The organism is Enterococcus raffinosus (genome assembly GCF_018917525.1).
GTDB lineage: Bacteria > Bacillota > Bacilli > Lactobacillales > Enterococcaceae > Enterococcus_A > Enterococcus_A raffinosus_A.
In genome coordinates, this window is record NZ_JAHLOS010000001.1 from 179943 (window position 1) to 197180 (window position 17238).

Annotated in this window: 14 protein-coding genes and 1 riboswitch; of the genes, 10 read left to right on the top strand and 4 right to left on the bottom strand. The window is 42.2% G+C overall.

Annotated features, from left to right (window positions below):
- Positions 1-109: 109 nt before the first annotated feature.
- Positions 110-1006 (bottom strand): LysR family transcriptional regulator, encoded by an 897-nt coding sequence (locus KQI58_RS00855; RefSeq protein WP_216405638.1) that lies wholly within the window; start codon positions 1004-1006, stop codon positions 110-112.
- Between the two features lie 235 nt (positions 1007-1241).
- Between KQI58_RS00855 and KQI58_RS00860 the strand changes: the two genes are divergently transcribed.
- From KQI58_RS00860 to aroD, 7 genes are all read left to right on the top strand, one after another.
- Complete coding sequence (locus KQI58_RS00860; protein WP_216405640.1) at positions 1242-2471, top strand: MFS transporter; 1230 nt, start codon at positions 1242-1244, stop codon at positions 2469-2471.
- A 23-nt stretch (positions 2472-2494) separates the two neighbouring features.
- A complete protein-coding gene (locus tag KQI58_RS00865; RefSeq protein WP_216405643.1) occupies positions 2495-3670 on the top strand; it encodes a Gfo/Idh/MocA family protein in 1176 nt (391 codons plus the stop codon).
- A gap of 155 nt (positions 3671-3825) precedes the next feature.
- Complete coding sequence (locus KQI58_RS00870; protein WP_216405644.1) at positions 3826-5139, top strand: citrate transporter; 1314 nt, start codon at positions 3826-3828, stop codon at positions 5137-5139.
- 17 nt (positions 5140-5156) lie between these two features.
- Complete coding sequence (locus KQI58_RS00875; protein ID WP_216405646.1) at positions 5157-7280, top strand: hydantoinase/oxoprolinase family protein; 2124 nt, start codon at positions 5157-5159, stop codon at positions 7278-7280.
- Positions 7258-7905, top strand: coding sequence for a hypothetical protein (locus KQI58_RS00880; RefSeq protein ID WP_216405648.1), 648 nt, complete (start codon positions 7258-7260; stop codon positions 7903-7905). Before KQI58_RS00875 ends, KQI58_RS00880 begins: the two co-directional genes overlap by 23 nt.
- 23 nt (positions 7906-7928) lie before the next feature.
- Positions 7929-9986: an FAD-dependent oxidoreductase gene (locus tag KQI58_RS00885; protein ID WP_216405650.1), complete on the top strand. Its 2058-nt coding sequence runs from the start codon at positions 7929-7931 to the stop codon at positions 9984-9986.
- A 34-nt stretch (positions 9987-10020) separates the two neighbouring features.
- Positions 10021-10767 (top strand): type I 3-dehydroquinate dehydratase, encoded by a 747-nt coding sequence (gene aroD, locus KQI58_RS00890; protein ID WP_016181396.1) that lies wholly within the window; start codon positions 10021-10023, stop codon positions 10765-10767.
- A gap of 339 nt (positions 10768-11106) precedes the next feature.
- Here the strand turns inward: aroD and KQI58_RS00895 are convergent, their stop codons facing one another.
- Positions 11107-12006, bottom strand: coding sequence for an oligosaccharide biosynthesis protein Alg14 (locus KQI58_RS00895; protein ID WP_216405652.1), 900 nt, complete (start codon positions 12004-12006; stop codon positions 11107-11109).
- A gap of 184 nt (positions 12007-12190) precedes the next feature.
- Positions 12191-12721, bottom strand: a complete 531-nt coding sequence (locus tag KQI58_RS00900; protein WP_216405654.1) for a folate family ECF transporter S component — start codon at positions 12719-12721, stop codon at positions 12191-12193.
- Positions 12722-12756: 35 nt separating this feature from the next.
- Positions 12757-12853: riboswitch (THF riboswitch) on the bottom strand.
- Between the two features lie 179 nt (positions 12854-13032).
- On the opposite strand from KQI58_RS00900, the gene KQI58_RS00905 reads away from it, so the two are divergent.
- The 3 genes from KQI58_RS00905 (at position 13033) to KQI58_RS00915 (ending at position 15268) form a co-directional block, all read left to right on the top strand.
- Complete coding sequence (locus KQI58_RS00905) at positions 13033-13755, top strand: hypothetical protein (RefSeq protein ID WP_216405656.1); 723 nt, start codon at positions 13033-13035, stop codon at positions 13753-13755.
- A gap of 28 nt (positions 13756-13783) precedes the next feature.
- Positions 13784-14512: a hypothetical protein gene (locus KQI58_RS00910; protein WP_216405660.1), complete on the top strand. Its 729-nt coding sequence runs from the start codon at positions 13784-13786 to the stop codon at positions 14510-14512.
- A gap of 240 nt (positions 14513-14752) precedes the next feature.
- Positions 14753-15268 (top strand): ClbS/DfsB family four-helix bundle protein, encoded by a 516-nt coding sequence (locus tag KQI58_RS00915; protein WP_216405661.1) that lies wholly within the window; start codon positions 14753-14755, stop codon positions 15266-15268.
- A 58-nt stretch (positions 15269-15326) separates the two neighbouring features.
- On the opposite strand, the gene KQI58_RS00920 is transcribed toward KQI58_RS00915, so the two are convergent.
- The gene (locus KQI58_RS00920; protein WP_216405663.1) at positions 15327-17234 is read right to left on the bottom strand and encodes a M13 family metallopeptidase; all 1908 of its coding nucleotides are present in this window, start codon (positions 17232-17234) and stop codon (positions 15327-15329) included.
- Positions 17235-17238: the final 4 nt, after the last annotated feature.

Below are 17238 nucleotides of genomic sequence, written 5' to 3' on the forward strand. Positions count from 1 at the left end.
AGTGATCATTAATTCGAACCAAAAACATTTCATTTTTCTGCGTATTTTAGAGTAAAAAAGTAATGCCATAGAACAGCCGATTCCTTTCGTGGATCGGCTGTTTTCCCTACTATTTAGGCTCTGGCAGCAGCTTCTCTTGGAATTCTTTATTTATCAGAAAACGCTCAAATTCCAATGCCGCTGAGGTCAACAGCGCATCTTTCTTTTTCGCGAGATAGACAGACCGGAACTGCGGTTCTTCTAATTGTAAAACTTGAACATCATGAAATTCCAGCAAATTATTGAAGGGTAAAATGGCAACGCCGATATCGATGGAGACGAGTCCTGCCAATGCTTGATCTTCTTCTACGCGGCAGGAGATTTTCAGCGGCAGATGATGCTTTTCAAAGAGCTTTTCCATGTAATAGGTTTTATCGAGGGATAAGATCATGGAGAAGGCTGACAGCTCCTTTAATGAGACTGTCTTTTTTGATGCGAGCGGATTGCTATTGGCAACGATTGCTACCAACGGCTGATCCAGTATATGTGTGAACTCGATTTCAGGCTCGTCCTTCAAAAAGGAGCACAAGGCAAAATCGCAGGTCTCGTTCTTAACATTTTCGAGCAGTCTCGGACTATTTCCTTGCCAAAATTTAAATTTGAAATTTTGGCGATGGCTATCACTGCGGAATTGCTGCAGGAGCTGTGGAATAATCTCAGGTCCTAAGGTGAAAATGAAGCCTAGATCGATACTTCCTGAATAGGGATCAACTAAATCACGAACAGACTTCGTTCCGGCAGCTATTTTTTCGAGTCCTTGTTGGACACTTTCATAGTAAATTTTCCCAATTTTGGTTAAATGGATGTTTCGTCCATGGTGTCTGAATAAGACAACCCCGAGCTCTTCTTCTAAGCGTTTGATCGTACGACTGAGTGTCGGTTGAGCAATCCCCAGCTCATCGGCTGTTTTTCCATAATGCTCTAACTCTGCCAAGCGACAGAAGGCTTCTAGATTTTTGATATTCAACAGGTTCTCCTCCAAAACTTCTTTTTACAATTGTATCATTTTTCACACGCTGATATATGACTTTTTTGTTATGAATAATGGGGAGAATTGAGATTGTTTCTATCATGGATTCGTTTTATAGTGGTTTTGGAAAGAAAAGCGCTTTTTTATCCAGACACATTACTGACAGTTTTGTTATGTAAACGATTAATTTTATATCTTATTGTGAAGTAAAACACAATAATGGAGGTAGAAAATGAAGAATAAGTATTTTTTGACTGCTGTCTGCATGTATTTGAACTATATAGTGATCGGCGTAAGTGTCATTATTCTTTCAATGAATATGGATGCCCTGATGGAGCAGTTTGGAACGGACAGAACCGGCTTTGGCTTGGTGGTTTCCGGTATCGGTATCGGTAAATTTATTGTTTTATTCATCTCAGGGGTGCTTTCTGATAAGTTTGGACGAAAGCCGTTCATTCTCATTGGGATGGTGGGTTTCATTGTTTATTTCATGGGGATTTTGTTCAGTCCAAGTGTGCCAGTCGCGTTGTTCTTTGCGGTATTGGCAGGGATGTGTAATTCCTTCATTGATGCGGGGACCTATCCTGCGCTGATGGAGATTTTTCCAACATCAGCAGGAACAGCCAATTTGGCAATCAAGTTCTTTTCCGCGGCGGGGCAATTTATTATGCCGTTTATATTTAGCTTTATTATCCAGAGAAATCTGAATTATAGCCTGTCCTTTTATATTGTGATCGGCTATCTTGTTTTGAATATTGTCTTTATGTTTACCCGTGGCTTTCCGGCATTGTCTACCAAATCGGGTGCAGCAGAAAAAGAAGTCAAACGGACATTTTATGAAAAACCGAAGATGGCAATCGAGGGTGTCTGTCTTATCTTAATGGGCTTTACCTCAACGACGATCTTTACAGTGGTGCAGGTCTGGATGGCGAAGGTGGCTGAGGAGTATGCAGGCATGAGTGTTGCGGCTGCATCCAAAATGTTGACCTATTTTAGTTTGGGTGTCGTGATTGGTGTCTTCGTTACTGGTTATTTGGTAAGAGATCGTGTTCGTCCGATTGTCATTTGCTTGATCTATCCGTTGATTACGATGGTTTGCTTGATCGCCTTGACGATTGCTCCATCACCGCTCTTGTGTTTTATCACTGTTATGGTGACTGGATTCACAAGCGGTATGTTGCAATTAGGATTGACAACAATGGCTGAGCTTTTCCCAGGAAGCAAAGGGAAGATCACCGGCATGGTTTATAGTCTGAATTCGATTGCCGTATTTTCAGCACCTGTTATTACAGGTTGGCTGGCTAATACGAATACGATGAATACGATGGTTTATAATGCGGCGGTATCTGGACTGGCATTTGTTCTGGCACTGATCGTATTTGTCAGATATAAAAAAGTTTTTGGTCCAGAAGCCTTTATCAGTATGAAGGAAATCACTAATTTAGCAGAAGCAAGTAAATAATTCGAGTTGAGGAGAATGAATAGATGAAAAAAGTAAGAGCAGCGATTATCGGCGCAGGATTTGCGGGGAACTTCCATACAAATGCCTACACAAGAGTGAGTGGTGTGGACTTCAAAATCAAATATGTTTATGACATGGTTGAAGAAAAGGCAGTCGCGTTATGTAAAAAATGGGACATTATTGAACAAGTCGCTAAAACCTATGAAGAAATCCTTGAAGATCCGGAAATTGATGTAATCGATATTATCACACCGCCAGTGACTCACTTGGATCTTGCCTATCAAGCGTTGGAGGCTGGAAAGCATGTCATTTGTGAAAAACCATTGACTGGTTATTTCGGTGAAGAGGGCGAGGAAGAGCCGATTGGTTTAACTGTTCCAAAAGCAAAAATGTACGAAAGTCTTCTAAAGGATATCGATGAATGTCGGACAAAATTTGAAGCCTCAGATGTGTTGTTCATGTACGCAGAGAATTATGTGTACTCACCAAACATTTTACGCTCAGCTGAAATCATTGAAGCGAAGAAAAGCAAGATCATGTATATGAAGGGAGAAGAAAGTATTCGTTCATCCACTTCTCCAGCTTCTGCTCACTGGTCATTAGCAGGCGGCGGTTCTCTGATTCGTCTAGGCAGTCATCCAATCGGCGGCATGCTTTTCTTAAAAGAACGGGAAGCGAAGGCACGTGGGGAAGAAATTGGGATTCAAAGTGTAACAGCAGAGACTGCAAGATTAGCGCCGAACTTGAACGAGCATGACAAACGCTATTTCCCAGCGAAGTCAGTCGATACGGAAGATTTCGCGACGATCATTATTACGTTTACTGATGGGACAAAAGCTATCTCTATTTCCAACGACAATACACTGGGTGGTGTGAAAAACTACGTAGAAGTGTACACGAATGATAGCGCCTTAGTTAATACGATCACACCTGCGGACAACTTATCGACCTATTTCCTTGATGAGGATGGCTTAGAGGATGTCTATGTTTCTGAACAGCTGCAGGAGAAGCTTGGCTGGAACAAGGTCTTTGTTTCAGAAGAAACTTTGAGAGGCTATCTGAATCAGTTCCAAGATTTTGTTGATGCAGTTGCAGAAAATCGTGAACCTTTGTCCGGTTTGGATCTAGCTTATGATACGATTAAAGTAATCTATGCTGCGTACTTGTCAGCAGAAGAAGGCCGTAGAGTCGATTTCTGATCGATTAAGTACGGTGCATTTAAATAAAAATAAGTGAATTACAAGGAATTGGGGCAGAATAATCGATTATTTTGTGCCAATTCCAGTCAGTTTTAAGAAGTGACTGTGTAAGAGCCTGAGGAGAGAAACAGGGCTTAGGAGTAAGGGGGAGAATGATGTCTTTTGTAAGTGGATTGATTTTGGTGTTGTCATTTGTTGGGTTGGTCGTGTATTCGATCAAAGGCCACAACTTGATGATCGGCTTTATTTTGATGGCGACGTTATGGACGATTGTTCCAATCATCAATCAGCTGGCAGCGGGAAGCAGTGTTTCAGTTGCTGTCGATATGCTGCAGGCGGTCTATCAACGAGCACCGGAGAGTTGGGGTGGTGTCTTAGTCAATATCTTTTTTGGTGCTTGGTTTGGCCGAGTACTTTTAGATACTGAGATTGCTTCGACGATCATCCGAAAATCCGTTGAGCTTGGAGGAGATAATTCTGCACTTATTCTTGTTCTGGTAAGCCTGATCACTGGTATCATTTTTACTTCTTTGACCGGTGCCGGTCCCGTTATTTCGATTGCGGTAGTGGTTCTGCCGATACTATTCTCTATTGGTATTCCAAAGGGGATCGCCTTGTTTTCCTATACTGGCTCAGTTGCCGCAGGAATTTTCTTGAATCCAATCAACTTTACACAATACCGGGCTTTTTTTAACACGGGGGAATCTGCTTATACATACTCAGATTACTTTCCGTTTGGGATTACAGCATTTGCTGTCATGCTGGTGATCATAGCGATATTTTCACTGATCTACATGAAACGGGAAGCGAAGTTCTTCAACTGGGAAGCGACAGCAGCAGCTCCGACAGTTAAAAATGCGCCAAATCTTGCGTTAGTTACACCATTTTTGCCAGTGATCGGAGTGATTCTTTTAAGGTTGCCGATGATCCTGTGCTTTATTCTTAGCGGTTTATTTGCTTTAGTTGTATGTCATGAGCTGACCGCTGATTTTCGTTCCATTAGCCGAATGTTGACCAAGCAGTATGCGGATGCTGTTAAAGATACGGCATCGCTAGTCGGTTTTTGGTTATGCTTAGCCATGTTTAATGCGGCGGCATCCTTTGCCGGCCCATATTTTCAATCAATGTTGGGTGGAGTCATTCCTCAATCGACACTGCTATTGTGTCTACTGTTTATTTTCCTATCATCGTTTACCTGGTTTCGTGGTCCGATGAATCTGGTGGGGAGCGGGGCAGCGATCCTTGCTGTCGTCAGTCAGCAAAATGCCGGCTGGTCTGTTGAATTTCTTTATCCGCTATTTATTTCGATTCTGATCGGTATGGGACATTTCGATATCACGACCTCATGGGTTTCATGGGGGCTGGGGTATGCTCAGATCGAAAGTAAAAGCTATATGAAAATGGCTTTTGTTCCGGGAATCGTTATTTGTATCGTATTGGAGCTGCTGACCTATTTCTGGTTCGGCTAAGAAGGTGAGGAAGACAGATGGAGAAAAGAAAAATTCGAGTAGGCATCGACGTTGGTGGTACACATACCAAGGCGGTGGCGATCGATAACCAAACAAAGCAGATCATCGGGAAATCTTCTGTAAAAACGACACATGATTCACAGGCTGGGGTTGCGGATGGCGTCGTTGCTTCTTTTCTAAAATGTTTAGAAGAACATGATATTTCAGCAGACGAGGTTGTTTTTGTCGCACACAGTACTACACAGGCGACCAATGCACTTTTGGAAGGCGATGTGGCGAAGGTCGGAGTTATTGCGACAGCTAGAGGCAGCTTTGAAGCCTTCTTGACAAAACGTCAGACTAGCTTGAATCGTTTGGAATTGGGAACTGGGCGTGAGATTCAAATCAGCAGCCGTTTCATTCATAAAAAGAAGCTTAGTGAGGAGCGGATTGCTCAGGCAATCGATGAGCTTTGTGCAGAAGGGTGTCAGGTGTTTGTCACGAGCGGCGCATTTGGTGTCGATGATTTGGATTCTGAACGACAAATCAACAATGTCCTGCATGCAAAAGGGCTGAAGGCGACGATGGCTTCGGAAATCACCAAGCTTTATGGATTATCTCGTCGAACACGGACAGCGGTCATCAATGGGTCCATTTTACCGAAAATGCTGGAAACAGCCGATTCTACCGAAACTGGCGTGAAGGGGACAGGCGTTGACGTTCCTTTGATGATCATGCGAGGTGACGGCGGTGTGATGGATGTTAAGGAAATGAAGAAACGTCCGGTATTGACTATGCTTTCTGGACCGGCTGCGAGTGTGATGGGGGCGTTGATCTATTTGAGGGCCTCGAATGGGATTTACTTTGAAGTCGGCGGAACCTCTACCAATATCGGTGTGATCAAGGATGGTCGTCCGGTGATTGATTATTCTCAGATCAATGGACGCAGTACCTACATCAGTTCATTGGATGTGCGAGTGTTGGGCGTTGCTGGAGGCAGTATGGTTCGTGTCGGACAGCATAAGCTGATCGATGTTGGTCCACGCAGCGCGCATATCGGAGGAATGGACTATGCCGTGTTTACCCCCGAAGAAGAAATCGTTGATCCGCAGTTAGAGTTTTTTGCACCAAGGACAGGTGATTCGGCAGATTACGTGGCGATTCGACTGAAAAACGGTAAGCGCGTGACGTTGACGAATACCTGTGCGGCAAATGTGCTTGGTTTAGTTAAGGAAGAGCATTTTTCTTACGGAAATGTAGCCGCTGCTCGCAAGGCGATGGCTCCATTGGCTGAGTATTTAAACTTAAGCATTGAGGAGACTGCTACGGCTATTCTCGAAAAGGCTTTTGAGAAAATCGAACCAGTAATCATGGGACTTGCTCGTAAGTATAAACTGGAGAAGGAACAATTATCGTTAGTAGGTGTCGGCGGCGGTGCCTCCTCTTTATTAAGCTACTGTGCGGAAAAGATGGAACTGAACTATAGCATCCCTGAAAATGCAGAGGTGATCTCTTCGATTGGCGTTGCGCTCTCGATGGTACAGGACGTGGTTGAACGAATTATCCCTAATCCATCGAAACAGGAGATTCAACAAATTCGCAACGAAGCGTTGAACAAGGCCATCGAAAGTGGTGCCGTTAAGGAAACTGTCGAGGTGCATATCAATATTGATTCTCAAACGCAGAAGGTCACAGCGATGGCTACCGGCTCTACCGAAGTACAGACCTGTGATTTATCGAAGCAGTGTACTCTGGAGGAAGCGCGGGACATTGCTGAAAATGACTTTAGAAGTACAGAGGAAAGTGTTGAGCTATTAGCGGAAAACAGTCATTTCTATATTTTCGGGAAAAAGGAAGCCACTGGAAAAGCAATCAGAGTGATCGACAATAAAGGCTTTATTAAGGTGCAGCGTGGGAATGCTCAAATCATCAAGACGTCTATTCAAAATTACCTAGAAGCCTTGCGCACCTTATGGGAAGATATGGCGAATTATAAATCAGACTTGATCGTTCGACCGGATTTTTATATTTGTGCCGGTGCAAGATTGATGGATTTTGCGACACAGGATTTTTCACAGCTGATGATGCTGGTGGATTTGGACATGGCGAGTATTCAGACAGACGAGGAGTTGTTGATTATTGCATGCAACCAACAGTATTGATGCCATAAAGCTAGAAGCAGATGATCGATTTTTAGCTTACTTGGAATTGCGTAAAGATCCCTTTTTTCATAAGATTCCTACAGAAAAGATCCGCTACTATATTGATGGTGCGCTTTCATATGGTAAGCAGCTGGCTGTGACGGCTGATTTTGTAGAGTCAAGCGAGCTGTGTGACCGCTTAGGTGTCACGGTAATAAAGGATTCAACTAGCAAGACAGGAAGCATTCGCGGGACCTTGGAGCTTGTTAAAAACAAGAAGACCATTCGAATTTATCATCAGTCATTGAGGCAGGTAACTTATGATCACAATGTATCGCTGACGCAGCTAGAAGAGGCTGTCTTGCTGCATGAATTATTTCACCTGTTGGAAGAGCAGACTCGATCTACGACAGAGCAATTGGAACGAGTTGAGACGGTGCAGTTTTTAGGCTTTAGAAGAACAGCAGCTGTGCGACAGACACGAGAAATAGCCGCTCATGCCTTTGTTAAGGAACGAATGCAGCTCGCCTTTCTCCCGAATTATTGGGATTACTCGTGGGATGTGAAGGATACACGCGTGAGCTTGTTAGCGATAGAAGAAGAGTTTCGCTCTGTTATGGAGAAGTCAGTTGCAGGTTTGGAATAGAAAGAGAGTTAAGGAGAGATCGTATGAACGAGAAATATAAAAAAATTTTTGAGCCGCTGACTATCAAGCGGATGACAGTGAAAAACAGAGTCGTGATGCCGCCGATGGGTACAAATTTTGCGAATATGGATGGAACTTTCTGTATTCCTCATTTAGCGTATTATGAACAACGAGCTAAGGGCGGCGTTGGACTGATTACCTTAGAAAATGCTTGTATTGACTATCCGATGGGAACGAATGGCGCCCGTCAGCTGCGGATGGACAACGATCAGTATATTTCTGGCCTGTGGAACTTTAATGAACGGATGCATGCTTATGGTGCGGCAACTTCTGTGCAGCTTAATCATGCAGGAGCTTCTGCGTATGGCCTGCGACTGGAAGGGAATCAGCCAGTTTCGGCTTCGGATGTCCCCAGTAAAAAGGGCAATCCAGTGCCGCGTCCACTGACTACAGAAGAAATTTATGACATTATCGATAAATATGCTGAAGCGGCAGACCGTGCACAGCGTTCAGGCTTCGACTGTGTTGAAATCCATGCAGGGCATTCCTATTTACTTAGTCAATTCTTATCGCCGATTTACAATAAACGTACGGATGAGTTTGGCGGCTCTCCTGAAAATCGTGCGCGTCTGACTTGTTTGGTTCTGGACGCGGTGCGTAAAAGTGTTGGTCCACAATTTCCGATCGCCTTACGTTTCAGTGCGGATGAACTGCTTCCGGGAGGCAACTCTGTTCAAGATACCTTGGAAATTTTGGATTATTTTGTAGATAAAGTGGATATCTTAAATGTGTCAGCGGCTTTGAATGACAGCCTGCAATACCAAATCGATAAGATGAATCTAGCAGACGGTTGGCGAAGCTTTATGGCGAAGGAAGTCAAAGAACGTTATCCAGAAAAAGTGGTTATGACTTCAGGAAATATCCGTGACCCGAAACAAGCAACGGCAATTCTTGAAAATGGGGAAGCCGATCTACTGGCGATGGGCCGTGGATTGATTGCAGAACCGAATTGGGTCAACAAGGTAGCCGCAGGTAAGGAAGAATTACTTAGAAAATGTATTTCCTGCAATATTGGCTGTGCCGATCATCGCATCGCGAAAGCACGTCCTATTCGCTGTACAGTCAATCCAGATTTACATTATGAGGATCAATACAAGCTGCGACCAGTAAAAAATCCAACTAAAATGGTGGTGATTGGTGGCGGAACGGCAGGATTGGAAGCTGCTGCAACAGCCGCTGAAGTCGGTGTTTCCGTTGAACTGTTTGAGGCAAAGGATTACTTGGGAGGACTAGGCCAAGAGATTTCTCGCTTACCGGATAAAAAAAGGATCAATGATTTTATCAACTATCAAATCAATCGCTGTCAAGAGCTGCCGAATCTAACAATTCATAAGAATCGATTATTCAAGCCAGCGGATCTGGAATCTATCAAGCCGGATATTATTGTCAATGCCACTGGAGCGAAACCACTGCTGCCGCCAATTAACGGCCTACATGAAGAGCTGTCAAAAGCGGATCGCAAAGTATTCTCAATTTTTGATCTCCTGAATGGTATGGAGAAGTTTCAAGAATTCGAAGGAAAAGAGATTGTCGTGATCGGTGGTGGGGCAGTTGGACTGGATGTTGTGGAATATTATGCAGAACGTGGTGCCGCGAAGGTCAGTATCGTTGAAATGCAACGAGAATTAGGAAAAGATCTGGATCTGATCACGAAGCTGGCAATGATGGAAATTGTTGAAAAGTATAAGGTAAATGTTTATACTTCTACAAAACTAACACAGGTTAACAAGTCTGACTTTCTGGTTGAAGATGAGAACGGTTGTATGATAAATTTGAATTTTGATTTGGGCTTTATCTGTCTTGGAATGCGTGCTGATGCACCGTTGCTGCCAGAATTACAGGCGTATGCACTAGCAGAGGATATTCCATTAGTAAACATAGGAGATAGTAAGGTCGCACGAAGAATCATCGAAGGAACTCGAGAAGCCAGAGATATCTTAAAGACGATTGAACTTCTGGAGGATAAGAGAACAAAACAAACGTTGTTACAACAGCAGACCGTAACGGCTGTTTATCAGTAGGATAGAATGAATGTTGAGATTAGGAGAGATGTGAATGAAAACTGTAACGATTGATACGGTCACATTAGGTGAAGGAAAACCGAAAATCATTGTACCTCTAGTAGGTAGAACAAAAGAAGAAATCATTCAGGAAGCAGAATTTGTTGCGACGGTCGATTGCGATATCGTTGAGTGGCGGATTGATTTCTATGAGGACATCTTGGATTTTTCCGCTGCGGCTCAATTTTCAAAGCAGGTTAAGAAAATTTTGAATAAGCCGTTATTAGTAACATTTAGAACAAAGCAAGAGGGCGGTGAGCTGGCTCTTTCGGATGAGAAGTATTTTGAGATGTATCGTGTATTATTGAATGAAGGCAGCTTTGACCTATTGGATGTGGAATTATTCATGCCAGCGGTAGGTGTAGGCCAAACAATTGAACTAGCTCATGAAAAAAATAAAAAAATCATTATGTGCAACCATGACTTCGATAAGACACCAGCAAAAGAAGTAATAATTGAGCGTCTATGCAAAATGCAGGAGCTGGGTGCAGATATCTGTAAGATCGCAGTGATGCCGCAAACAACTGCCGATGTGATCACCCTGCTGGATGCGACACAAGAAATGTATCATAAACATGCTGATCGTCCGTTAATTACCATGTCGATGGGTAGTTTAGGTGTAGTCAGTCGCGTATCCGGTGCAACGTTTGGCTCATCAGCAACATTCGGCGCAGCGAAAAAGGCCTCAGCTCCAGGACAGGTATCTGTTGATGAGCTGCGCTCGATTTTAGAAGTGTTATAAAAGAAATCGATGATGGAAATCGCGAGTAAACTAGTAGAAAGCGAGATTGCTCCCTTTTATAAGTCTTTTTCTTATAGAAGGTTTTACTGTTAACTATCAAAAATACTGCAAATAAACACGGAGCTGATCTGAAAGTCTTTTAGTCTTTCGGATCAGCTCCTATTTACGAGTAAATGGCGGCATATTAGTAGCGACTAAGGAAATAAGCCATAAAAATTTGAGAAGCGCTGACCAGGACCATCCGACATCAGTTCCTATGTCACTGATTTTCTTGACAAGTTTCGGAATTTCCTTCTTATTCTTGAAATTGACCTGCCTCTTGAAATGAGCAACAAAGTGCTACAGCGCACTTGCATGCCTCATCAGCTCAGGATAATATTCGAATTCTTCAAACAGTTTTGGATCGTAGTCTACAAAGCGTTTGACCCAATTTTTTGCTTCAAAGAAATCAAGTAGCACTTGATCGGCAGGCTGGTAGGGAATATTCAAGAAAGCGGTCAATTGGCTAAGATCTGTCTCAATCATAAAGACGTTTCTCGGATCGTAAAGTCGGTAGAATGGCAGCATCTCATTTGCAGTGATCAGCTTCTTCTGTAGGAAAAGCGATTCAAAGGTTCGAAGAGTGACGCCATATTGACCGGCTCGCAGAATTTCCAAAATGCCATTACTGCGCTTAACTAAGTTTAAATAATCACTGTAGGGCAAATAACCATCCTGTTCATTTCCGCGCTTAGGCAGAATATGATAGAAGGTAGATAGACCTAATGATTCGAAGCGATTCTTAAGGTCCATTGCCTGCTGTTTGCGTCCATTGTCATTGGCACCAAAAAAGATATCGTAATCGGTCTCGTTAAGTGGCTCGCCAACGGACTGTGTGTAAAAGGAACTATTGTGCTTCAAACCTAGATCCCGTGCCTCTAATGGATCGAAATGATAGATTTCATTGATCGCAGGTTCCTTTTGTGCAGCATTCAATTTGCGATAGTGCTCTAATTTGAAGTGATTCCAGAAGAACAGGACAATTTTTGCTTTGGTGAAGGGCCGTATTCTTGCTGCCATTTCAGGTTTAAAGCCGAAATCTAAAAATATAATTAATTGAAAATCTTTCAAGTATTGGCGTAAATAGTCGTTGCTTGCTGTTAACAGTTCTTTTCCTGAACAAACACTCATTTCAGAGATGGCAGGGAAAAAGTACAGTGAACGGTCTTTAGGGACGATCAAAACATCAGAATTTTTCATTTTTCTCCCAGCTTTCATATTAAATTTTTCTCATCATAGCGCTTTATATAACCGTTTACGATTTTTATGCTTGAGAAAAACAACACAAAAATAGAGACCGTCCATGGGATAAGACAGTCTCTAAAGGGATATATGCTGTGAAGTGCATAACTACTTTCACACAAACGTAATAATTTGTAAATAATTAGTGTGCACGATTGAATCGTGCAATCCATTGTTTATAGGGTAATACGCCACCTAAGAAATAGGTAATGATCGCTTGGATCGGAATCCAAATTGCTGTTTTGATCAAGCGAGGTGCCCAGATTAACCAACTATTCAGTGGAACATGATACATCATGGCTAACCATAATGGCGTTAGAATCAGGTTAATCACGATTGTTGTTACTAACACTGACTGAATCGAGTTTTTCCAAGTAATTTCTTTCTTATAGAAAAAGTATCCGTAGATAGCTCCTTCAAGAAAGGCATTGATGGTAAAACCAATGAAAAAAGGTGCTTTTGCAAATAGCGACATTCCAACAAAATCAGCGATAACAGAGCCGATTCCAGTCCAAAATGGACCGAAGAGCATTCCCATAATAATCTCTGGGATGAAGGTAAAGCTGACTTTAAGAAATTGTGTCTCGATTCCTAGTATCCGAGACAGGGTGACCATCATGGCAATCAGTAGTGCCATAGTTGTGATGCTTCTAGCATCAAGGTGTTTTTTCATTTCTAGCATCTCCTTATAGAGCTGCTACATCTGCATGCAGCGAATGCGAAAATAAAACCGCAGACCAAGTCTTTCGTCCAGAGGACAACATCCCATCCCTCCAGCACTTAACGCTTTATTTTCTACTCTGATTTATTTTTGGGGAAGTCCCCGCAAAAATACTAGCACAGATTTGAAAAGGAAACAATCTTTTCATTTCCCACAAAAAGAAATCTAGATCTTTTTTTTTATAAATAATCTTGGGTAAATTTCTGCCCCATTTAGAGGTATTATAGAGTAAAAGAATTTCTAAGTGAAAGAGAGAAACTTGAATGACAGTGAAACCTTTAAGCGAACGTCAGTTATTTCAGATGAAGCGTGTGAACCTTGAGAAAAGAATCACGCACTATTATTCAGAGACATGGGATTCAGAAGCGGTGATCGAATACGGTATGGCGATTTTAGTTTTAAATGCGATCACGATGACTAATTATTCCTTTGTCTGCAAAGACTTAATCAAAGAAATTTTCTTAACAAGCGAACCAACAGATAAAATGCGTAATTTTTGTCTATATTTTTACGACTTCTTTGAATATAATGAATGGGAAAACATACGGGATCGATTGTTTAAAAGTCGTGCCGAATTTTCAGAGTGGACACGAATGATTCGACCTGAAACGAAATATGTCCGAGCCGCCTCTGCTCCCACGAATAAAAAAAAGGATTGGCTCTATGAGAACTATTGGATTGAGGAAGAAAATCGTCCTGAGAAGGAACGATATAGTTATGCGTACCACACAGTTTTCAGAGACGAACATGGCAAAAAGCATAAACTAAAATTTCAAAATGCAGATATTAGTATACCGAGAAAGAAATTATTGGAACTGCTAGAGATACTGACAAAGCTGACAATCTTTGAAAAAAATGGTGTTCGCAGATTTGCTGAAGTTGTGTTTCCTGAATGTCGCGGCTCAAGAAGGACTACTTATTATATTGACGAAGATGATGATGTTGATTTTCTTCAACGTAAGCGTTGCGAGAGCGAAACACTGTAGTATTTTGTAAAAAGAAAGGAGAATAACCGTGCAGCCGTTACAAGAACGACAGTTATTTCAAATGAAAAGAGAATCTTTAGAAACGAGAATCCGTCAATATTACGAAGATACACAAAATTCAGATGTGGTGATTGAGTATGGGATGGCGCTTCTTGTGCGTAACGCGATGATGATGGAGGATTATTCCCTCATGTGTAAGGATTTGATTCGCGAGATTTTCTTAACCTGCGGGCCAAATGAAAGAATGCGGGAATTTTGTTTATATTTTTACGATTATTTTGAATACAGTGAGTGGGAGATCGTGCGAAGTCGTTTATTTAAGAGTCGAGCGGCATTTTCTGAATTGACGCGTTTAGTTCGTCCAGATATGAAATACTTTCGTGTAGCCTCAACACCTACCTTTGATAAATTTGACGAAGTCTTGACCTATGCGATAAAGAATTGGCCTGAGGAATCTCGTGTGAAGGCATTTAAGGAAAAGGAGAATTTTTATTTTTCCTTCAAAGCAGTTTATGAGGATGACAATGGCAAAAAGCACAAGCTGACCTTTAGTAAAAATGCGGACATCTGCAAGTCTGGGGAGGAACTATTCACATTGTTGGAAATTTTAACAAGACTGACGATTTTTCAAAAAGACGGGGTTCGTCGCTTTAGAGATATCGTTGAGACTGAATGTGAATCGATCGTTAGCAAAGAGATGATCAATCATTCGAAGCAGAAAAAGGGGCAGGAACTAAGAAAAAGCTTGATCAAATAGCTTTATAAAATGGTTAATGCTTTGAAGGGTCTAATTGGAACCTTCATCTTCTTTAAACGGTTTTAAAAAAGAGAATAAAGACAACACGCTCTGGCAGGAAATGCTGGGGCTTTTTTGATAGTTAAGCAAACATAACGAGAAACCTAAGCAAACATGACGAGTTACCGAAAATGGCTCCCTTGAGATGCTAAATTATGAGTATAGCAGATAGTTAACATAAAGAAAGGGAGCGTGTAAACCATGCAAGAATATACTAGTAAAGAAGCCTTTATTGCAGAAATTGAAAAAAGAGCGGAATTGTTTATCAAAGAATACGCGGATATTAAAGAAGAGGACAAGGATGTGCGGTTTGATGAAGCGGAGCGTACACCTTATGAAATTCTTGCCTATCAACTTGGTTGGTTAGCCTTGATTCAAGATTGGGAAGAAACCGAAAGCGCCGGGCAAACAGTAGCAATGCCAGCGCCAGGAATCAAATGGAATCAGATGGGTCCTTTACATGAACAGTTTTATGCGGATTATCAAGGAAAAAGTCTGGCTGAACTGATCCAGCTTTTCCGGCAAGCGGTAGAGAAGAATAACCAATGGCTCGCTAGTTTGGATGACGATGTGCTGTTCAAGCCTGGCGGTAGAAAGTGGGCACAATCAACCGCTTCTAATTGGCCAGTCTGGAAGTGGGTGCATATCAATACCGTTGCACCATTCAAGTCATTTCGGACGAAGGTTCGTAAGTGGAAAAAGCTGCGAACGGCATAGTGTAGAAAAAACGGTCGAAGAATTTCTTCGACCGTTTCGTTGGCTATAAAAAGTAATATTACCAAATACTTACCCGTTTTTCAGGAGCTAAGTACATCGGATCGTTTGGTTGAATGTCAAAGGTTTGGTAGAAGTCTGCCAGATTTTTTACTTGGACATTGGCCCGTAGTTTATTTGGTGCATGGACATCAATTGATAGGAGCAGTTGAGTATATTCCTGACGCGCCTTCATCCGCCAAATTGTCGCCCAGTTGATGAAGAAGCCTTCAAGATCCACGTCGCTGTCTTTTTTTGCGGCCTCTAAAGCACAGCTCAGACCACCGGCGTCAGCAATGTTTTCCGAGACTGTCAGCTTGCCGTTGACCTTTCCGCCAGCAATTTCTAAGCCATCGAACTCCGCGACCATTTGATCTGCCAATTCTTGGAAATGTTTTTGATCTTCTTCTGTCCACCAATTATTTAGATTTCCATATTCGTCAAAAAGTGAACCATTGTTGTCAAAGGCATGAGAAATTTCATGAGCGATTACAGCCCCGATACCGCCAAAGTTCTCACTGCTAGATTGTTCCAAGCTGTAGAATGGTGCTTGAAGGATCGCAGCTGGAAAAACAATGATATTACGGAATGGATGATAATAAGCGTTGACCGTATCAGCGCTCATTTCCCATTCATCACGCTCAACAGGCTGATTCCATTTTTTGTAATCTTCTTTGCGTTTCAAATGACTGAAGTGCAAGGCATTACTTAGAAGTGTCCCGCCTTCTTTTGCTGTTGTCACTTTGAATTGGGTATAAATTGCTGGGATTTTTTCAGGATACCCTACATGAATCCCTAAGGCCTTCAATTTAACGATGGCTTTTTCACGTGTGGCTTCACTAAGCCAGGTGTTGCTGCTTAAGCGTTCTTGATAGATACTTACCATGCGTTGGACCATTTGTTCAACATCTTTCTTGGCTTGTTCACCGAAGTATTTCTTTCCATAATAATCGCCAACAATTTGATCAAAGCGGCCTGATGCTAGATAGAAGGCCGCTTTTTCCTGTGGACGAGCTTCAGGTGCACCGGAAAGTGCCCGACTGTAAGTTCCGCCAACTTGACGAAATTCTTCACTAAGGTAACCGCTCAAGGCATTCAGCGTCATGACCAGCATCCAGCTTTTCATTTGTTGGAAGGTTTCCGGATTGACTAACTCATCAAGTTTTTCGAAAAATGCCGGCTCGGTCACAATAATCTTTTCTGGAACTTCGCCGATTAAGCCGATTAATAAGTTTTTCAAATCAAGGTATTGGCTATGCTGGATAAATTCTTCGCCGCTTTCAGGGTTATACATTTTGCTGTAGTCGGCATTTTCTTCGGCACTTTTTACGTGAGGCGCCAACAATTTATCGTATTGAAGTGCTTCATCTGTGATTTTTTCGGCTGTTGCAGCATCATAACCAGCCAAGTCGAATAATTTCAGCGTCATTTCCTTAAAGATCGTCAAAAGCTGCGGCGCTTGCGGATGATCTACTTCGTAATAGGTTTTATCTGGTAGGATCAAGCTAGGTGCACCAGCAAATAAAGCATTGATCTTGGTATTCTTCATATCCGCGTCTACATCTACGCCAAAGGGTAAAGGCAGCCCATCAAGAACCCAGCTAGTCAATTGCTCTGACAAAGTATTCAAATCTTTTAATGCTTCTACTTGATGAAGTAGGGGAAGCATAGGTTCCGCACCGTCCTGATCGCGTTTTTGATAATCATTCGCTAGATTGAAGTAGGCGATGTATTCCTTCATTAAATCATTTGGAATCAAGGAAGAATCCTCGCTCATTTTCTTTGTATCGGTGATTAATAGATCATCGATGCCATCCACAAGATCCTGAAAGCCGCCTGTCGCCGGTTTATCTGCGGGGATTGTTGCTTCTTCGATCCATTCACCATTGACTGCTTCATATAAATCTTCTTTGATTTTTGTTTTGTCCAAAATA